This window comes from Chryseobacterium sp. LJ668 (genome assembly GCF_019613955.1).
In the GTDB taxonomy this organism is placed as follows: Bacteria; Bacteroidota; Bacteroidia; order Flavobacteriales; family Weeksellaceae; genus Chryseobacterium.
Map to the genome: position 1 here is coordinate 1810338 of NZ_CP080443.1, position 18749 is coordinate 1829086.

Genomic DNA, 18749 nt, shown 5'->3' on the forward strand with positions numbered 1-18749 from the left:
CATCATATTATTATTATTTAATTTTTATCTTTTAATTTCTTCAAAGCTTCCCATCTCGGGTCAACTTCTTCTTCTTCCTTTTCAATTTCTTTCGGACTGAATTTTTCCAGGATTGCCAAGTCTTCATCACTTATATTAGGTGATATTTTCTTCATGGGTATAGATAGTGCAACATTTTCATAAATCAAATGTGCTACGTTGAATGCATGGTCTTTAGCCGGAATAGTGATTACGTCTTCCTCGCTGTCGTCATACTCTTCCCCGAATTTAACTAAAATACCAACTTCGTTTTCTACAGGGTATGTAAAATTATCGTTTGTAATATCACAAACCAATTCTACAGTTCCGTTTACTTTTACCTCAAATTCTAAAAATGTAGTGTGCTTATTTAAAAATACTTCTACATCAATATTAGGATTTGTAAATTCCTGTTCAGTTTCGAATAATTGAAAGAACTCTTTATTGATCTCAAACCTGAACTCGTGCTTACCGATTTTCAGTCCGGAAAAGCTTATATCGTAGTTTCTTAACTTGTCCATAAAATGAGTGTGCAAAAATATGCATTTATTTTAATATTACAAATAAAATGTTTAACAAAATTGATATTAATTAGATTTGCGACTTACATATCACTTTCTACAGGAAGATCTTCGTCAATTCCGTTATCTGAGGGCATTCTTCTCGGCTGAAGGCGATTGCTCATCATTTCTTTATAATCACTTCTGTTATTGAAAATTTTAATAGCCATGAAAATAGCTTCCATAAAGCTCTGCTCATCGGCGATATTTTTCCCGGCTATATCATAAGCAACACCATGATCCGGAGAAGTTCTGATAAAGGGAAGTCCTGCTGTATAATTTACCCCTTCTTCATACGCTAAAGTTTTAAAAGGCGCCAATCCCTGATCGTGGTACATAGCCAAGACCGCATCAAAACTTTGATATTTATTTGGCTGGAAGAAACTGTCTGCCGGGAAAGGTCCGAAAGCCAAAATCCCCTGGTCCGAAAGTTCTTTGATGGCCGGCGAAATGATTTCAATCTCTTCATTCCCGATGACGCCGCCGTCTCCGGAATGAGGGTTCAGACCTAATACTGCAATTTTAGGTTTAGATATAGAGAAATCTTCAATTAAGGTCTGGTTTAAAGCCTTGATTTGCTTTTTTATTTTTTCTTTAGAAATATTTTCAGCAACCTGCGAAATAGGAATGTGATGGGTAGAAACAGCAACTTTTAGTCCATCTGTTACCAAAAACATCAAGCCTTTCTTATTAAATTTTTCTTCAAAATAACCCGTGTGTCCTGCATGTTTAAAGCCCATCTTTACCATTTCGTCTTTATTGATAGGCGCGGTAACCAAGACGTCAATTTCTCCATTCATCAGAGCTTCCGTGGCAGCTTCCAGCGAATCGATCGCCATTCTGGTAGATTCCTCAGTTGGTTTTCCCAATTCCACATTAGAATTATCTTTTACCAAATTAAGCATGTTCAGCTTTCCGTTTTGAGCCTGTGAAGTTTCTGTGATGTAATTAAAATTCAGATTAAGCTTAAAAATATTCTTCTGATAAGTAAATAATTTCCCTGAGCCGAAAATAATGGGGGTGAAAAAGTCTGTAATAGTTTTGTCTTTCAGAGATTTCATGATGATTTCCGGGCCGATGCCGTTGAAGTCACCAATTGAAATTCCTACTCGTACTTTATGGTTTTTTGGGCTCATTTTGATTATCTTTGAAGATTATAATTTTACAAATTTAGCAAAAAATAATATGTTCACAGGAATTATTGAAGCGGTAGGAATTATTGAGAAGATTGAAGAAAACGGCAGCAATATTAATTTTACTTTAAGCTGTCCATTTACCCAGGAATTAAAAATTGATCAGAGTCTTGCTCATAACGGATGTTGTCTTACCGTGGTGGAAATTACCGGGAGTCAATACGTTGTTACTGCGATCAATGAGACTTTAGAAAAAACAAATTTGGGAAAATGGGAAACGGGAAGCGTGGTGAATCTTGAGCGCTGCATGATAATGAATGGAAGGCTTGACGGACACATTGTTCAGGGGCATGTAGATCAAACCGGCGATATTGTAGATATCGAAAATAAAGATGGCAGCTATTTTGTTACTATACGATATAATTCAGAAGGAGGTTTCGTAACGGTTCCGCAAGGTTCAATTACTGTAAACGGAATCAGTCTTACCGTTGCCAAGAGTGGCGATTTTCAATTTTCTGTTGCTATAATCCCTTATACATGGGAGTTTACCAATATGAAAAATGTTAAGATCGGGGATAGAGTCAACCTTGAATTTGATATTGTTGGTAAGTACATTGCTAAATTAATTAACAGGCAGAATGGCGTTTAATAAATATAAAGGGTATAGTTTAAGAAACCGGTTTTTTTTTGGTTTCTTATTCGTCTGTCTTTTAAGTGTTGCGGCATCTTCATTGGTTCCTTATTTTGTTCTGCGGAACAATGCTCTCCAGCAAAGCAAGATTGATATGCAGGAGAAGACCAATGCGGTAATAAGGTTTTTAGATTATGCAGTAAGCCAGTCGACTACGCAAACCAAAGATCTTCCTGTTGTATTAAAGAATAAGATATTCGAGATTGCAGATATCAACCAGCATGATATTATTATTTATGATTTAAATGGAAACTATTTACTTTCAAATAAAGATAAAAATTTAGTCGATAAGAAAAAGATTCCTATCAATATTGTCAACAAGCTTCTTTCAACTGAGGCAAGATATGATTTTAGGCAGCATGATGTTTCTAAAGATGCCGTTTTTACCTCTTCATATTTGCTGCTTAAAAATAATATGCTGGAACCGATCGCAATTATTTATATTCCTTTATATCATAACGAATCAGCTTATCTGGAAGTTTTACACAAATATGTTATTTATATTCTGATCGTCGATATCTTACTTATTGCTTTCAGTGTCTGGCTAAGCTGGGTTACTTCCGCGAATCTTGCAAAAAATATCACCAAATTTTCTGATATGATTACCAGGATTACGCTTTTCGAAAACGAGATGCGTCCTATAAAATATTATAAAAATGATGAGCTTAATGCCTTGGCAAGAGCATACAATCGTATGATTCTCCAGATTCAGGATCAAAAGGAAAGACTCCGTTTTAAAGCATCTGAGGAGGCGTGGCGTGAAATGGCAAAACAGGTTGCGCATGAGGTGAAAAATCCTTTGACACCGATGAAATTGACCATTCAGAATTTTGAGAGAAAATTTGATCCGCAAGATCCTAATGTAAGCGAAAAGGTTAAGAAATTAAGCAAAACAATGGTCGATCAGATTGATTTAATTGCTACAGTTGCTTCCGCATTTTCTGAATTTGCCAAGCTTCCTGAAAAAAATAATGAAATCATTAATCTGAATACAGAAATTGATGATATTTTGAGAGTTTTCAATGATGATCAGATCTTCGTTCATTCTAATAAGAGCAATATTATGATCAATATGGACAGGATTTATTTGTCCAGAATTATTACAAATTTAGTCACCAATGCAAAACAGGCACAAAGTGACGATCGAGATCTTCTTGTGAATGTCGATATCGAACAGCAACAAAGAAGGGTTGTTATTTCAATACAGGATAATGGAGTAGGAATTGCTGAAAATATGTATGACAGAATTTTTGAACCCAATTTTACTTCAAAAAACAGCGGAATGGGCTTAGGTTTATCGATGGTGCGGAAAATGGTGGAAGATTACAAAGGACAGATTACTGTAAAATCTGAAGTCGGAAAAGGCTCTACCTTCATCATTACACTACCTACAAATCTCTAGTGAAGCCTTTTAAATTTAAAAAATTCGAAATTCAACAATCTGCCAATGTTTTCCGCGTAGGAACAGATGGTGTTTTACTGGGTGCTTTAGCAAGTGTCGATTTTGCTAACAGCATTTTAGAAATTGGAACCGGAACCGGTTTGATATCTTTAATGCTTGCTCAAAGAAATTCTAAGGCAAAATTCTTAGGCATTGAAATTAATAAGGAAGCCGTAAATCTCACAAAACTTAATTTTCAAAACTCTCTATTTCATTTAAGATTAAACAATGCTCTTCATGATTTTAAAACTTTTGAAACTCATGAAAAATTTGATCTAATTGTTACAAATCCGCCCTATTTTGAGACTTCAGATTCTTCTAAGGATAAAATTGCCAGACAGAATGTAGAGTTGAATTTTTATCAGCTCATATCAAAATCATCAGAATTGCTTTCAGAAAATGGAGTTTTTTCCGTAATTATTCCCTTTGAGGTTGGTGCAGATTTTATTAAAATTGCTAAAGAAAACCAATTGTTTTTAAAGCGAAGAATTAATATTTATGGGATCGAAAATTCAAAAATTAAAAGATTAATACTGGAGTTTTCTTCAAATGAAAAAAAATTAGAAGAATCTGATTTTATCATAGAAAAAAGTCCGAGAAAATACTCAGACCAATATCTTGAACTCACTAACGAGTTTCATGTTTTTAAAAAAGAAGATCGAAATTAGATTTAGATGTTAGCATCTCAATTTCTTAATCTATTATTTCTTATTCAAATAACTCAGCAGTATCCAACACAGAAACCTTTCCGTCTTCACATCTGATCGCTTCTCCCGGGAAATTTTGAATCATGTGATAATCATGGGTAGCCATTACTACGGCAGCTCCGTTATCTGCAGCAACCTGCTTTAGCAAAGTCATGATTTCGTTAGATGTTTCAGGATCTAAATTTCCTGTTGGCTCATCTGCTAAAATCAAATCAGGATGATTCAGTAAGGCTCTTGCAATTGCAATACGCTGCTGTTCACCCCCCGAAAGTTCATGAGGCATCTTGTGCTTCTTTCCTTTCATGTTTACACTCGAAAGTACTTCGTTGATTCGCTCATCCATCTTCGCTTTGTCTTTCCATCCTGTAGCTTCGAGAACGAATTTAAGATTTTTCTCTACCGTTCTGTCAGAAAGCAGTTGAAAATCCTGGAAAACGATTCCCAGTTTTCTTCGAAGATTGGGGACATCAGACGCTTTCATTTTTGCCAAATCAAATCCCACAACTTCGCCATGTCCTGCTACTAAAGGGATGTGCCCATATAATGTTTTCAGAAGTGAGCTTTTTCCGGAACCGGTTTTACCGATAAGATAGCAAAATCTGCCTTTCTTGATATTTAAATTGACATCGGTAAGCACGGTAAAATTTTTCTGGGTAATTTTTGCATGCGTAAGATTGATGATATTGTCTCCGGATATATTGGTATGTGGCATAAATTCAATTTTTAGAGGCTTTTTCTAAAATATTTTTTCAGATTTTAAAAATAGAAAAAAGAAGCTTTATAAACCTAAAATTTAGGAAAATTTAACAACAAAAAATGCTTGAAAAAACTTATTTTCAAGCATATTCTGTATATTGTAAGTTAAGAATTATCTCTTAGCTCTTGCAGAACTAACTGTAAGGCTTTTTCTGCCTTTAGCTCTTCTCGCTGCCAAAACTCTTCTTCCGTTTGGCGTAGACATTCTTTCTCTGAAACCGTGTTTGTTTCTTTTCTTTCTTTCTGATGGCTGGAATGTTCTTTTACTCATTACTATATATTTTAGTCGTAATTATCTATTAATTTTCAGGTTGCAAATATATGTATATTTTTATTAAGTGCAAATATTATCTTAAATTATTTTGATGAAATATCCCATCAGTAAAATACAAAATCGAATGAGGGAATATACTTTTTAAAGATTCGTCCGCATAAAAACTTTATCTTTGAAGACTAAAATTTAAAGAAATTCCATGTTTACACCTGCAGAACTTTTAGAGATCAATCAACTTCTTATTCCGGAAAATAAAATCGTAATTCTTACTCATTATAACCCGGATGGCGATGCCATTGGTTCAAGTTTAGGGCTTAAACATTATCTTCGTGCAAAAGGTATTGAATCTGAAGTGGTAACGCCAAACGATTTCCCTAAGTTTCTGAAATGGATGCCGGAAGCAAAGAAAAACATCATCGGGGAATACAAAAGAAAAATAGCTTCTGACCTTATTTATGATGCGGATGTGATCTTCTGTTTAGATTTTAATTCGCCTGCAAGAATTGGCCTGTTAGGAGACTGGTTAGTGAGAGCGAAGGCAAAAAAAATTCTTATCGATCATCACCAACAGCCGGAAAATTTTGATTTTGTGTATTCAGATACCGTCATTCCTGCAACATGCCAAATGATTTATCATTTTATTGAGGCCATGGATGATGAAGATTTGGTGAATAAAGAAATTGCAGAATGTCTTTACACCGGAATTATGACTGATACAGGAGGTTTCCGTTTCAGGTCTACAAGTGCAGCAACGCATAGAATTGTAGCCAATCTAATTGAAAAGGGAGCAGATCCTTCAGTGATTACTTCCAATACATGGGATACAAATACTGTTTCACGTCTTCATTTACTCGCGCTTGTTTTGGGACGAATCGAAGTGGTAAATGATGGTACCGTAGCGGTTTTGTCTTTAACCAGAAAAGAGCTCCAGGAATATGGCTTCCAGAAAGGTGATACCGAAGGTTTTGTCAATTACGGATTAAGCATAGTCGGCGTAAAAATGTCCGCATTTTTTATGGAAGATCTGTATGAAGATTTTATTAAAATTTCTTTCAGAAGTAAAGATGATGTCGATGTAAATCAGTTCTCAAGAAAGTACTTCAGCGGTGGCGGCCACATCAATGCAGCAGGAGGAAAATCTATGGAATCTTTACCTGAAACAATTGAGACGTTTAAAAAGAGATTGATTGATGAGAACTTATAGTTAATTTTACTAATTAACTCATAACTTCGCATATCCCTTTTTCTCAAGCTCTTGACAGGTGTAATCGTAGACCTCAGAAAACATATCATCCAGAAATTTCTTATTGAATAAACTGAACTTGGTCATTTTTGGCGGATCTAAAAATATATCACATGATTTTGCTTTAGAATAAACTGATTTTGCGATCGCAAGATGTAAAATACGGTCAAATTCTTTCATTAAACTCATATTTTCAAGGCTGTCATAGCTGATGGAGTTGACGTGTGAGCCAATCAGGAAATCGCATTTGTCAATGATCGGTTCTATCGGTAGATTATCTAAAACTCCGCCGTCAACATACACTTTTTCCCCGATTCTCACGGGCGGTAACACAAACGGAACACTTGAAGAGGCCAAAAGCGGCATGAATAATTCACCTTCCGAAAAAAAATCAACAATTCCATGTGTCATTTCTGTAGCCGCAACATAAACCGGAATTTTTAAAACTTTAAAATCATCTTCAGGAAAGTAATCGTTAAGTAATTTCAGAATAAATTTTGAACTAAATACTCCGTTTTTTGAAAGCTTTAAATAAGAGCGTGAGAAAAATGTGGTTTTTCTGACGATTTCCATCATTTCATCCGGAGATGTTCCGATGGAGTAGAAGGCTGCAACAATTGATCCGGCGCTGGTTCCGGAAATAATTTGCGGCTTCAGATCATATTCTTCCAAGGCTTTCAAAACGGCGATATGTGCAATTCCTCGCATGCCACCGCCGGATAAAGTAAGGCCGATAATCGGTTTCTTTTTTTTGAAAGAGAATAAACCCATTTAAAATACAAATTTTTTCGGCAAATGATGAAGAAGCTCTGTATTGACAATTTCTGCGCAGATGCTAGGTTTTTCCCAATGACCATTATGTCCGCAGTCGACAATGTAAGATTTGATATTGGTTCTGTCGGGAAGATGCCCAATGGTCTTTTCCGTTTTTACCGCATTGTCATGTTTTCCTGCAATTACTACAATTTTTGCCTCTAGGGTTTCTAAAATATGTTTTTTATCGGTCCTCTCTACCATACCTTTCACGCAAGCCAAGGCCCCGAGATTATTGGTAGAAAGTGCAATCTCCAGAGCTGTTTCTATTTTTCCTTCCAGAACATCTCTTTCATTTTGATTGAATAAATTAGGAATTCCGGCTCTTACATAATGTGCAAAAGCATCCTTAATGATACGGTAACTTTTGATGCGTTGCTCTTTTTTCTCTTCGTCATCTGCAAAATAGGTTGAAAAAAATAAGGTCAGACTTTTCAGACTTTCAGGAAATTTTTCAGCGAAGGCCAAAGCAGAGTAGCCCCCCATCGAATGACCGAGTAGATGAATTTTGTCCAGCTCTTCATGGTCTACAACTTTTTTCACTTCTTCAGCCATCAATTCCATAGTGTGTACGTCTGCTAAAACATCAGACTTCCCGTGACCAGGAAGATCTATTTTTAACAAAGTAAAGTCTTTTGAAAGATGTACTTCCATATCACTCCAGATGCTTACATTTTCCATAAAACCGTGGAGCAATACTAAAGTTTCTTTCCCTTTGCCTTTCTTTTCGAAGTTGAGCATAATTTAAAATTAATATTGAATGTCAATATAATCTACAAAACCCGAACCATTTACCATATCCTGAAGTCTATAGGTTTTTCCGCCATCTTTTGACATAAATGTTTTGGTTCCTTTTCTTGTATATAGTTTTCCGTTGTCATTATCAGTAATACTTTGAGTGATTTCTCCTGTAAAATTCATGTGTTTAGGAGAAACTACCATCATAATTCCTTTTAATGTAACGGAATTTTTACCTGATTTTATATTTCCGGATAGGGTATAATGATCTCGCTCATCTTCAATTCTCGTGAAATTTACGGAACCTGAATATCTGGGAGAACTGTCATTCTGATAAAAGAATTGGTGGGCTCCATTAAAATCTTTGAAACGGTTTTTGCTGTTTAAAGCTTTTATACTATCATTGGTTTTTACTCGCTCAGCATTCACAGAGTCTGTGATTTTTGTGCTGTCAGCTTTTTCATCAGCTTTTTGAGATTCTTTTTTAGAACAAGAAAATGTGAGAATTCCTGCGATGGCGATCACTAAAGTTTTTTTCATTAAAAAATAATTATATTCTCAAATGTAAATAAAAAAAGAGCATTGTGAAAATGCTCTTGCGTTTATTTTGTTACGTTTTCGTATACTTTCTTTTCCCAAGGTTTGATGTCGGTAATTCCGTATCTTTCTTTTTTGGAGATTGAAATATTGTCTAGCACATCTACGAAATTTTTGTAATTGGCCTCATCAGTCGGTTTGATAATTATGGTAAAAATTTCTTTTTTCGGAGCTTTATTGTAAGCCTCAGAAATTATTTTCGAAATCTTTACTCCGCTGAAATCTGTTTCTTCCAGATTGTTTTCGGTTAGATCTTTCTCATTGCTTTGATGATAAAAAACTCTGTTATCTTTTCCGAGAATAAAGGTAACCTGATTTTTATCGCCAATCACTTTATCATTTATTGGAATCGGATTAGGGTCTTTTGCAGGTAACCCCAGATCCATCACGTTGGGTTTGGTAAAATTGGTAGTAAACATAAAAAAGGTAATCAATAAAAATCCCAAATCAACCATGGGCGTCATGTCGATTCTTATCGGTTTCTTTCTCTGTCTTCCGCTTTGTTTTTCTTGTGTCATCAATTCAGCCATAGTAGTATTTTTTAATGTTAAACAATTTTTAATAAAGACTGATATATTGTTTCTTAATTATAAAAATCTATGCAAAGTTTATACCTAAATTTAAGAATTGTTAACTATTTTTCATTTAAATGAAATGTTTCGCATAATTGTGAGTTGAGAATTCAGGCAACAAAAAACTCACATCTTTCCGATGCGAGTTTCCATTATTTCGAATGTGAGATTATTGATTCTTTTTATAAAAATTGACTCCGCATTCAAGAAATTTTTTGAAATCTTCTTTCGGCATATATCCGGAGACAGGAGCATTGATCACTTTTCCGTCCGGAGTTATTAAAACATAATGCGGCTGAGAATTATTATTAAAATTCACCTGTTGGAACAAACTCCATCGATCACCAATTGTTTTTACTCTTTTCACTTGTCCTTCACCAAGATCAATTTTGGTTTTCTGATCTTCAGGAAGTTCTTCTTTGTCATCCACATACAATGAAGCTAAAACAATGTCATTTTGAAGAATGGGTAAAATATCAGGTTCGCTCCAGACAAATTCTTCCATTTTTCTACAGTTTTCACAACCATAACCTGTGAAGTCAATCAAGATCGGTTTGTTTTCTTTTTTAGCTAATTCAATGGCGTTAAAGAAATCGTGCTCAGGTTTCATTCCTAAAATTCCATCTTTTTCATCATGGAAATAACTTACATTCAATGGAGGCAAAATTCCGCTTAATAATTGCATTTTCGGTCTGTCTGCAGGAATTAATCCCTGAATAAGATAAATTACAAAACCAATTCCTAAAACCCCCAAAACCTTTCTTGTTAAAGAAATTTTTGGTTTTTTATCATCGTGCGGAAATCTGATCAATCCAAATAAATATAAAGCTAAGCCAATCCCGACAACGATCCAGATTCCAATGAAAAGTTCTCTTTTAATTAAGAAAGTTTTTGAAACTAAATCTGCTTTTGATAGAAATTTTAAAGCTAAAGCCAATTCTATGAAACCTAAAACTACTTTCACGGTATTCATCCAACCTCCCGATTTCGGAAGACTTTGTAAAGCCTGTGGAAATAATGCTAAAAGTCCAAAAATAATCGCCCATGCCAAACCAAAACCTGTTAAAGCCAATGTTAAAAGTGTCGGGATATGAGATGAACCAGATAAAGATCCTCCCAATAAACTTCCCAAAATAGGACCTGTACAGGAGAAAGATACAATCACTAAAGTCAGTGCCATGAAGAAAATACCGATAATTCCTCCCGCTTCCTCGGCTTTTGAAGATTTGTTCGCAATCGAACTTGGCAGCGAAATATCGTAATATCCGAAGAAGCTTCCCGCAAAGAAAATAAAGATGATGAAAAACACAACATTCAGCCAGACACTGGTAGAAATTTCGTTGAAAATATTTCCCGCAATTCCGTCAATCAAATGAAAAGGAACACTTAATAAAACAAAAATCATCAAAATGAAAAATCCGTAGATCAAAGCATCTCTTTTTCCCTTCGCCTTGTTTTGACTTCCTTTTGTAAAGAAAGAAACTGTTAATGGAATCATCGGAAAAACGCAAGGTGTCAGCAAAGCGATCAATCCGCCAATGAATCCTAAAAATAAATACATCCAATAATTTTCTGATGCTGTAACCGCTTTATTTCCACAGTCTGTCAAAGGTTTTTTGAAATCGATTGACGCGATTTTTAACTGTTTAGGATCAAGTTTTGAAGTTTCCGTAACAGCAACTTCACTTTTTATTGGATTTTCGACAACAGTTTCCGTAGTTTTTACAGTATCTTTTATCGCTTCAGTTGGCGCAACAGCATCTTCCGCAACTCCTTTTGGCGTAATTTTTTGGGTGAATTCTAATGTATTCGGAGCGAGGCAAACTCTGTCATCACAAGTTTGGTAAGTAATTTCAGCTATAACTTCTCCCGGTTTTGTTCCGTCTTTTAATTTGAATTTCTGCTTAAAACCTGCCGAATTTGAATAAAAAATAATTTTTCCGCCGAAAGCTTCAGAGAATTCTTCATGCTTTTTTCCAACTTCCTGAAATTTACCGATCAGTTCAATGTTTTTTCCCGAAACGATGTATTCAGTCGGTATTCCCGTATCTTCCGGAATGTCTCTTGAATAGATATGCCAACCGCTTTCCAAAGTTGCATTCAGAACAGCTTCGTATTGATTATTGCCAAGGTCGTTAACAGTGAATTTAAATTTTACAGGATTTTTTATTTGTGCATTGATTCCCGTGAATAAGAACAGGAGAATGAGTAAAAACCAGTTTTTGAATTTCATTTTACTTTTCATTAAAAATTGTGAGAATGTTTTTCGTTTTCTCATCTTTTGCGTAGCGTTTGTCTTGCCTGAAAGGGATAATTCCTAAAACAGTATTGTTTCCATCTGCCAGAAGCCAAATTTTTTGCTTGGCTAAAATAGACAATTTTTCGTCCTTAAAAAACTTAGAAACCTTCTTTTTTCCCGAAAAACCAGAGGGATAAAAGACGTCTCCTTCCTCTTTCCTCCTTAATTTCAACGGAAACGTGATTTTTTCTGCATCAAAATCCCAATTGAAAGTTTTATTGATTCCTTCGATGGTTGCAATGGTATTTTCGAGATTAATGATGGTTTGGTTTTCAGAAATATCCGATTTTTCGATTAAAATAATCTCATTTGTATTTATCCATTGATTTGATGAGATAAAAATCAATTCGCTCCGGTTGATGATGAGCTGAAAATCCTTCGAATAAAAAGAACTTCCCGTTTCAGATTTAAAGATTTTTTTAATTTCTTCTTCCTTGTCGAAACCGTATTTTTTTAAAATTTCAAATTTCACAAAATCACTTTCAAGATTGAGTTTTTCTTTATCTAAAATTTTATTTTCTGTGCTTGAAATCGTGATTCTGTTTTCAATTTCTTCAATCTGTTGCTGAACAAAATCTTTGGTCTGATTTAAATATGATAAAGACTTTTTAAAATTCTCCAAAAAATGATCGTTTGTTTCCAGAAGTTTAGGAACCACTTCGTTTCGGATTTTATTCCTTAAATAATCACTTTTTTTATTAGACAAATCTTCCCGATATTCAATTTGATTCTTATTGGCGAAATCATAAATTTCATCTTTAGAAAAATGCAAAAGCGGACGCAAAATTTTATTGTCGTTTGCAGGAATTCCACGCAAGCCTTTAATACCGGAAGCTTTAGATAAATTAATAATAAAAGTTTCAAGCTGATCATTCAGGTGATGTGCTGTCACTAAAAATTCTAAATTTTCTTTTTCTTGAATCTGCTTAAAAAACTCATATCGAAGTTCTCTTGCCCAAAGCTGAATAGAATGTTCAGGCTTGCTGTCTTTTTCTGAAACTTCATAAAGATGAAATCTGATATCATGTTCAGAGCAGAAATCTTCCACCACTTTTTGATCCGAATCAGATTCTCGTCCCCGGAGCTTATAATTTATATGCGCAACCTGAAATTTTAAACCAAGTCCTTGAAACAGAAAAGCTAAAACCATAGAATCTGAACCTCCGCTTACTGCTAAAAGATACGTCTGATTTTCAGGAAATTCAGTGAAATTTTCGAGTTGTTTTTTGAAGGCCGATTTTTCCAACATGAGGCTTAGAATTCTTTTGCGTAAAGATAAACCATATAATTAAATTGAATTTTCTTAAATTTGGTTCGTCTAAAAAAGATTATTTATGAAGATTTTTAAAATTTTAGCAGTTTCTGCGATGGTGTTGGGTGTAACATCTTGCGTAAGTAAAAAGCAGTATGACGCATTAAGCGGCAACTACAAACAGTGTATCGAAAATATTGGCGAAAGACAGAGAGAAATTCAGGATCTGAAAGGTCAGAATTCTACTTTGACCGCGGAAAATAACTTATTAAAAAGCCAACATGACGCTTTGAAGTCATCTTTGGATGCGTGTCTTTCTAATACCGGAAAAAGCTCTGCAAATATTGATAAATTGGTAGGAGAGATCAATTCTTCCAATATGTATATCAAACAGTTGATCTCTTCTAACGCAAAGAATGACAGCTTGAATTTAGCTTTGTCAAACAAGTTAAAAAGATCTTTGGATAATGTAACTGATGATGACGTTCAGGTAAAAGTGCTAAAAGGAGTGGTGATGATTTCGCTTTCAGATAAAATGTTATATAAAGTGGGAGATTACAATGTGCTTCCGGCCGCTCAGGAAGTTCTGGGTAAAGTGGCAAAAGTGATCAACGATTACGATAAATATTCTGTATTGATCGAAGGTAATACAGATAACGCACCATTAAGCTCAGCAAACTTACCGCGAGATAACTGGGATCTTTCTGCATTAAGAGGAACTTCGGTTGCAAAAGTATTGCAAAGTCAGTTTGGTGTTGACCCTGCGAGAATCACAGCAGGTGGTCGGTCAGAATACAATCCGAAAGCGACCAACATGAGTGTTTCCGGAAGAGCAGAGAATAGAAGAACAGAGATCATTATTATGCCAAAGCTTGATGAGTTTATGAAATTGATGGATATTACTCCTAAGAAATAATGAATAAAATACTCTAAATCAAATCCCGGTAAAATTTTTATCGGGATTTTTTATACAACATCTTTTTAAGTTGTAAAAAGATTCATCTAGTAAAACCATTACACCACATCTGTGTTTCTGCCATATTTCAATTAAATATCGGTGTTGTCAATTCCTAAAATTATTTATATTTAAGTAAATTTGAACCGTAAAATTATCAATATGAGCTTTTTTGAAGAAAAAAATTCTGAAATGGACAGGTATCTGGAAAATCATGCTTCAGCGGAGCCTGAAATTCTCAGGAAACTGAGAAGAGAAACCTTTCAGAAAACGACTCAGCCACATATGATTTCGGGTTATCAGCAGGGAAGATTACTGACCATCATTTCAAAAATCCTACAGCCAAAAAATATTCTTGAAATAGGCACATTTACAGGTTATGCAACACTTTGTATGGCAGAAGGCTTATCAGCAGACGGGAAACTGATAACTCTGGATGTCAACGAAGACTTAGCGTATCTGCCAAAAAAATATTTTTCAGAAAGTGAATATTCAGGACAGATCAATTTTAAACTTCAGGATGCCAAAGATTTTTTAAAAGAGACAGATGAGGTTTTCGATTTGGTTTTTATAGATGCAGATAAAGAAAATTATGCAGAATATTTTAAATTAATTAAGCCAAGAACAAAATCAGGTTCTGTGGTCATATTTGATAATGTTCTTTGGTACGGGAAGGTTTTAGAAGAAACCCCGAAACAGAAATCTACGCAGGTTATTAAGGAGCTTAATGATTTGGCAGCGAAAGATGACGATTTTGAAAATCTTATTTTACCTTTGCGTGACGGAGTAAATCTGCTTCGCAGGAAATAATTAAAAGATTTAAATATTAAATAATTGAAAGATTCTTACCTCTAATTTTTTTAATCTTTAAATCATTAATCTTTTAATATAAATAAATGGATAAAGGAATTTGTGTTGTGACAGTAGCGCCGGTGCGTGCAGAAAATGCTGACAAAGCAGAAATTGTCACAGAAATATTATTTGGCGAAAGCGCAGATATTTTGGAAGTGAATAAAAACTGGACCAAAATAAAAATGCATTATGACGGGTACGAAGGCTGGATGGATACCAAACAAATTAAGCCTGTAACCGAAGAATATCTTGCCGGTAGAAAAGTAACTCTGATTACTGAAGATTTCTCATCTGTTATCACGAATGACGGCCGTACTTTGCTTTCTATGGGTTCTGAAGTAGAATATCCTGCTGTAGCATCGCGTAGAAGTCATGATTTGCGTGAAAGCATTGCATTGACAGCCAAAGAATTCCGAAATGTTCCTTATCTATGGGGCGGAAAAAGCTTTTTTGCAGTAGACTGTTCCGGTTTCGTACAGCTGGTCTACAAAATTCACAATGTAAAGCTTCCAAGGGATACCTACCAGCAGGCAGAGGTGGGTAATGTTTTGAGTTTTGTAGAAGAAAGCCAACCCGGAGATCTTGCATTTTTTGAAAATTCTGAAGGGAAAATTATTCACGTCGGGATCATGCTTGACAATCAGAAAATCATTCACGCTTCGGGTAAAGTGAGAATCGATACATTAGATTCGACTGGGATCTTCAATAAAGAAATGAATAAGCATACTCATAAATTAAGAGTTATCAAAAGCGTGCTTTGACGATGAAAACTTCGAGTATACTTTTAGTCATCAATATTCTGCTCCTTATTTTCATATGGGGTTTCACAGGAGTTAATTACGCAGGTTTACCAGAAACTCTTCCTTCTCATTTTGCAGTTAACGGAACGGTAGACGGAGAAAGCGAAAAGCGGGCAATCTGGTTTTTACCAGGAATCGCAACATTTGTATCCTTACTGCTTGTCGGTATTCCAAAAAATCCTGATTCACCACTTTTGAATGTTCCGAACAGTTACCGGAATAGAGAAAGTTTAAAGCTTTTTGCGTACAGTATATTACTTTCAATACTTCTTCTATTATTAGATACTGTAGTTGAAAGTATCCTTATTGCACAAGGTAAATTACGGGAAATGAGCAATGCAGTTTTTGTTTTCTTAGCTCTTTTATTCGTTGTGATAGGAATACATATTTTCAGAATGCTGAGAGAAAGAAAGTCAGAAACATCTAAAATTTAAAATTGAATTTCATTTACAACATATTCATCCATCTTCTCATTTTCGGAATGAAAGTTTTTTCATTATTAAATGATAAAACGAAAAAAGGGGTTAAAGGAAGAAGAGAAACGGTAAGTCGTGTTAAATCTGTCTTTTTAACTTCAGACAAGGTCATCTGGATGCATGCTGCAAGCTTGGGAGAGTACGAACAAGGTTTACCGGTTTTAGAAAAGCTTAAAGATCATTTTCCGCAACATAAAATACTAATTACGTTTTTTTCGCCATCGGGGTATGAGAATGTTGTTAAAAAGAAAAATATTGCGGATGTAATCTGTTATCTGCCATTTGACACGAAGGAAAATGTAAAAGAATTTATTAGTCACATTAATGTTGAACTATTTTTTACGGTGAAATATGATTACTGGTATAATCTTTTTCAGGAGCTGAAAAATAAACATGTAAAAATAGTTGTTATTTCGGCATTATTTTATGAAAGTCAATCTTTTTTTACATCTTACGGGAAATGGTTTGTAAAGCAGTTGCAAAAAAATGTCGACTGGTTTTTTCATCAAACACAGCATTCTTATTTTCTGGCAAAAAGTGTCGGTTTAAAAAATGCTTCGGTCACAGGAGATACCAGATTTGATCGTGTAAAACATTTGAAAAACAGGGATAATCATGTCGATTTTATCAGAGAATTTATTGGTGATAAAAAATCAATTGTCTTTGGAAGCTCATGGCAGGCGGAAGAGAAAATAGCGAGAATGATTTCTGTAAATCAAAATATTAGATTAATCATCGCTCCACACGATCTGAAAAGAGTTGAAAATTTAAAAGAATTATTTCCAGACGCAATTCTTTACAGCAATTTAAAAAATTCTCAAACTCTCCAATCCTCAGACTCTCAAACTTTAATCATCGACAGTATCGGGTTGCTTTCAAAATTGTATTCTTATGCAGATATTGCGGTAGTTGGTGGTGGTTTTCATGATTCAGGACTGCATAATATTCTTGAGGCAGCGACTTTCGGTGTGCCTGTAATTTTCGGATGTCATTACATAAAAAATCCCGAAGCCGATGATTTAATTAAATCTAATGGCGGAAAATCTTTTGAACACGAAAATGAAGCGGCAGAATTTGCTTTAAATTTATTAAATAATCCAAATATTTTAAAAGAAATGTCTGAAAATGCTGATCGGTTTGTTGCAGAGCAACCCAATTCTTCGGAATTGATTTTAAAGAAAATTCTGTCACTTTAGAAATCCCTGGCTTTTAATATCTTTTATGATCAAATCCAGATGATCAGGAATTTTTTCAATCGTTAACCAGTCAAAATCAAAGCTGTTGTTGATGCAAAGCTTTTCCAGATATTTATTATCATGAATTTTTGATTCCAGACTTTCTAATATTTCATTCAATTCCATCCAGTAATCTTCGTCAAGTTTTTTTATTGAAATAATAGCCTTCAGAAGTTTATTGATCAGATAAATATAAAGTTTGTATATATTGTCAAATCTTTGATTATTAAGTTTATCATTACTTTCTAAAATTGAATTGACAAGGTAAAGCTGTAGATAAATATCTCCGAATTTATCGGTTGTAATTTTGACGTGCTCGGTGATTTCTGCACTTATTTTTCTGATCAGAACTAAAAAATATTTAGGATTTCCTATATATTTTGATGCTAAAAGAACTCTTTCACTGATCTGTTCTTCCATCTGATTTCGCTTCTGGTCGGTGGTTTCGGTGTCGATCAGTTCAAAATAAAGTTTTTTTGACAACAGTTTGTCCTTTTTCAGCAAACGGAAAATCAGACGGTCTTTTTCTATGGCAGAAAAATTACTCAATGCAGTCTTAAATTCTTTTGAATATTCCATTAATTAAATATTTTAGAGTACTTTAAAAATCCGTTGATTGCCCAATTGGCAGTATAATACAAAGATTTTAAGGTAGAAAATTTCATAAAATCTTTATAAACTAAATACTGATCTTTGATGATGTGCTGTTTTTTTCGTGAAACACTTGTTGCATGCATCCTGTACTTTGCCATAGTTTTTGGCAGCGGTTTTCCTTCAGGTATTTTTTTAAGTAAATTGAGCCACATGACATGATCTTCACGTTTGCTTCCTTCGGGAAAATACTCTATACCAACTCTTTTAGAATCGTACATTGATGAGAGTAGAGAAAGCCGGCAGGTTTTTAATAAATTATCAAATGTAACCACTTTATCTGCCTTAAAATCTTCAATTTTAGGGTCCAGATTTTCATCGCATCTCGCGTAGGTAGAATAAGCAATTTCAGCATTTTCTTTTTTCATAAAAGCAACCATTTCATCAAGAAATTCGGGTTCCCAAAAATCGTCTGCATCCAGAAATGTTATAAATCTTCCGGTCGCATTTTTTAAAGATACATTTCTGGCGTGTCCTGCGCCTCCGTTTTTTTCAGAGATGGTAAGTTTTATTCTTGAGTCATTCAGTTTTTGAATAATTTCCACAGAATCGTCAGTAGATCGGTCATCTGTAATCAGCCATTCCCAATCTGTAAACGTCTGATTTTGTACAGAGCTAATTGTTTCTTCCAAAAATTTTGAAGAATTATAGCAGGGAGTGATGATGGAAACTTCGGGCATTCGGTA

The 18749-nt window shown here is 34.5% G+C and carries 21 protein-coding genes; 9 read left to right on the plus strand and 12 right to left on the minus strand.

The genetic code is table 11. The features are described 5' to 3' along the window. Positions 1–17: 17 nt before the first annotated feature. On the minus strand, positions 18–539 hold the full coding sequence (locus K0U91_RS08450) for a YceD family protein (RefSeq protein ID WP_220180745.1): 522 nt from the start codon (positions 537–539) through the stop codon (positions 18–20). Positions 540–622: 83 nt separating this feature from the next. Continuing rightward, positions 623–1714, minus strand: coding sequence for a 4-hydroxythreonine-4-phosphate dehydrogenase PdxA (gene pdxA, locus K0U91_RS08455; RefSeq protein ID WP_219970291.1), 1092 nt, complete (start codon positions 1712–1714; stop codon positions 623–625). Positions 1715–1763: 49 nt separating this feature from the next. On the opposite strand from pdxA, the gene K0U91_RS08460 reads away from it, so the two are divergent. From K0U91_RS08460 to K0U91_RS08470, 3 genes are read left to right on the plus strand one after another with little or no spacing between them, the layout of a single operon-like run. Further along, a complete protein-coding gene (locus K0U91_RS08460) occupies positions 1764–2360 on the plus strand; it encodes a riboflavin synthase (RefSeq protein ID WP_219970292.1) in 597 nt (198 codons plus the stop codon). Then, positions 2350–3804: a sensor histidine kinase gene (locus tag K0U91_RS08465; RefSeq protein ID WP_219970293.1), complete on the plus strand. Its 1455-nt coding sequence runs from the start codon at positions 2350–2352 to the stop codon at positions 3802–3804. The genes K0U91_RS08460 and K0U91_RS08465 overlap by 11 nt, the downstream gene beginning before the upstream one ends. After that, positions 3804–4511: a tRNA1(Val) (adenine(37)-N6)-methyltransferase gene (locus tag K0U91_RS08470; protein ID WP_220180746.1), complete on the plus strand. Its 708-nt coding sequence runs from the start codon at positions 3804–3806 to the stop codon at positions 4509–4511. Before K0U91_RS08465 ends, K0U91_RS08470 begins: the two co-directional genes overlap by 1 nt. A 40-nt stretch (positions 4512–4551) precedes the next feature. Here the strand turns inward: K0U91_RS08470 and K0U91_RS08475 are convergent, their stop codons facing one another. Together K0U91_RS08475 and rpmH are read right to left on the minus strand one after the other, a co-directional pair. Then, positions 4552–5262 carry a cell division ATP-binding protein FtsE gene (locus K0U91_RS08475; RefSeq protein WP_219970295.1) on the minus strand — a complete coding sequence of 237 codons (711 nt, stop codon included), beginning with the start codon at positions 5260–5262 and terminating at the stop codon, positions 4552–4554. Between the two features lie 156 nt (positions 5263–5418). Further along, complete coding sequence (gene rpmH / locus K0U91_RS08480) at positions 5419–5577, minus strand: 50S ribosomal protein L34 (RefSeq protein ID WP_034679005.1); 159 nt, start codon at positions 5575–5577, stop codon at positions 5419–5421. Between the two features lie 202 nt (positions 5578–5779). Between rpmH and K0U91_RS08485 the strand changes: the two genes are divergently transcribed. After that, complete coding sequence (locus tag K0U91_RS08485) at positions 5780–6784, plus strand: DHH family phosphoesterase (RefSeq protein WP_219970296.1); 1005 nt, start codon at positions 5780–5782, stop codon at positions 6782–6784. Between the two features lie 18 nt (positions 6785–6802). Here the strand turns inward: K0U91_RS08485 and K0U91_RS08490 are convergent, their stop codons facing one another. From K0U91_RS08490 to tilS, 6 genes are all read right to left on the minus strand, one after another. Then, entirely contained in the window at positions 6803–7594 is a 792-nt protein-coding gene (locus K0U91_RS08490; protein WP_219970297.1) for a patatin-like phospholipase family protein, read from the minus strand. Then, entirely contained in the window at positions 7595–8377 is a 783-nt protein-coding gene (locus K0U91_RS08495) for an alpha/beta fold hydrolase (protein WP_220180747.1), read from the minus strand. It lies immediately after the preceding gene. A gap of 9 nt (positions 8378–8386) precedes the next feature. Beyond that, positions 8387–8914: a hypothetical protein gene (locus K0U91_RS08500; protein ID WP_220180748.1), complete on the minus strand. Its 528-nt coding sequence runs from the start codon at positions 8912–8914 to the stop codon at positions 8387–8389. 62 nt (positions 8915–8976) lie between these two features. Then, on the minus strand, positions 8977–9501 hold the full coding sequence (locus tag K0U91_RS08505) for a biopolymer transporter ExbD (protein ID WP_220180749.1): 525 nt from the start codon (positions 9499–9501) through the stop codon (positions 8977–8979). Between the two features lie 211 nt (positions 9502–9712). Beyond that, the gene (locus tag K0U91_RS08510) at positions 9713–11776 is read right to left on the minus strand and encodes a protein-disulfide reductase DsbD family protein (RefSeq protein ID WP_220180764.1); all 2064 of its coding nucleotides are present in this window, start codon (positions 11774–11776) and stop codon (positions 9713–9715) included. A 1-nt stretch (position 11777) separates the two neighbouring features. Continuing rightward, positions 11778–13091, minus strand: coding sequence for a tRNA lysidine(34) synthetase TilS (tilS, locus tag K0U91_RS08515; protein ID WP_220180750.1), 1314 nt, complete (start codon positions 13089–13091; stop codon positions 11778–11780). A gap of 85 nt (positions 13092–13176) precedes the next feature. On the opposite strand from tilS, the gene K0U91_RS08520 reads away from it, so the two are divergent. From K0U91_RS08520 to K0U91_RS08540, 5 genes are all read left to right on the plus strand, one after another. Continuing rightward, complete coding sequence (locus tag K0U91_RS08520) at positions 13177–14010, plus strand: OmpA family protein (protein ID WP_219970303.1); 834 nt, start codon at positions 13177–13179, stop codon at positions 14008–14010. A gap of 201 nt (positions 14011–14211) precedes the next feature. Continuing rightward, on the plus strand, positions 14212–14859 hold the full coding sequence (locus K0U91_RS08525; RefSeq protein ID WP_220180751.1) for an O-methyltransferase: 648 nt from the start codon (positions 14212–14214) through the stop codon (positions 14857–14859). Positions 14860–14945: 86 nt separating this feature from the next. After that, a complete protein-coding gene (locus K0U91_RS08530) occupies positions 14946–15662 on the plus strand; it encodes a C40 family peptidase (RefSeq protein ID WP_220180752.1) in 717 nt (238 codons plus the stop codon). 2 nt (positions 15663–15664) lie between these two features. Beyond that, positions 15665–16135 (plus strand): DUF1648 domain-containing protein, encoded by a 471-nt coding sequence (locus K0U91_RS08535; RefSeq protein WP_220180753.1) that lies wholly within the window; start codon positions 15665–15667, stop codon positions 16133–16135. Positions 16136–16137: 2 nt separating this feature from the next. Further along, positions 16138–17373 carry a 3-deoxy-D-manno-octulosonic acid transferase gene (locus K0U91_RS08540; protein ID WP_220180754.1) on the plus strand — a complete coding sequence of 412 codons (1236 nt, stop codon included), beginning with the start codon at positions 16138–16140 and terminating at the stop codon, positions 17371–17373. Here the strand turns inward: K0U91_RS08540 and K0U91_RS08545 are convergent. Together K0U91_RS08545 and K0U91_RS08550 are read right to left on the minus strand one after the other, a co-directional pair. After that, positions 17365–17991, minus strand: a complete 627-nt coding sequence (locus K0U91_RS08545; RefSeq protein WP_219970308.1) for a deoxyuridine 5'-triphosphate nucleotidohydrolase — start codon at positions 17989–17991, stop codon at positions 17365–17367. The genes K0U91_RS08540 and K0U91_RS08545 overlap by 9 nt on opposite strands. After that, positions 17991–18743 (minus strand): glycosyltransferase family 2 protein, encoded by a 753-nt coding sequence (locus K0U91_RS08550; RefSeq protein WP_220180755.1) that lies wholly within the window; start codon positions 18741–18743, stop codon positions 17991–17993. The genes K0U91_RS08545 and K0U91_RS08550 overlap by 1 nt, the downstream gene beginning before the upstream one ends. Between the last annotated feature and the right edge of the window lie 6 nt (positions 18744–18749).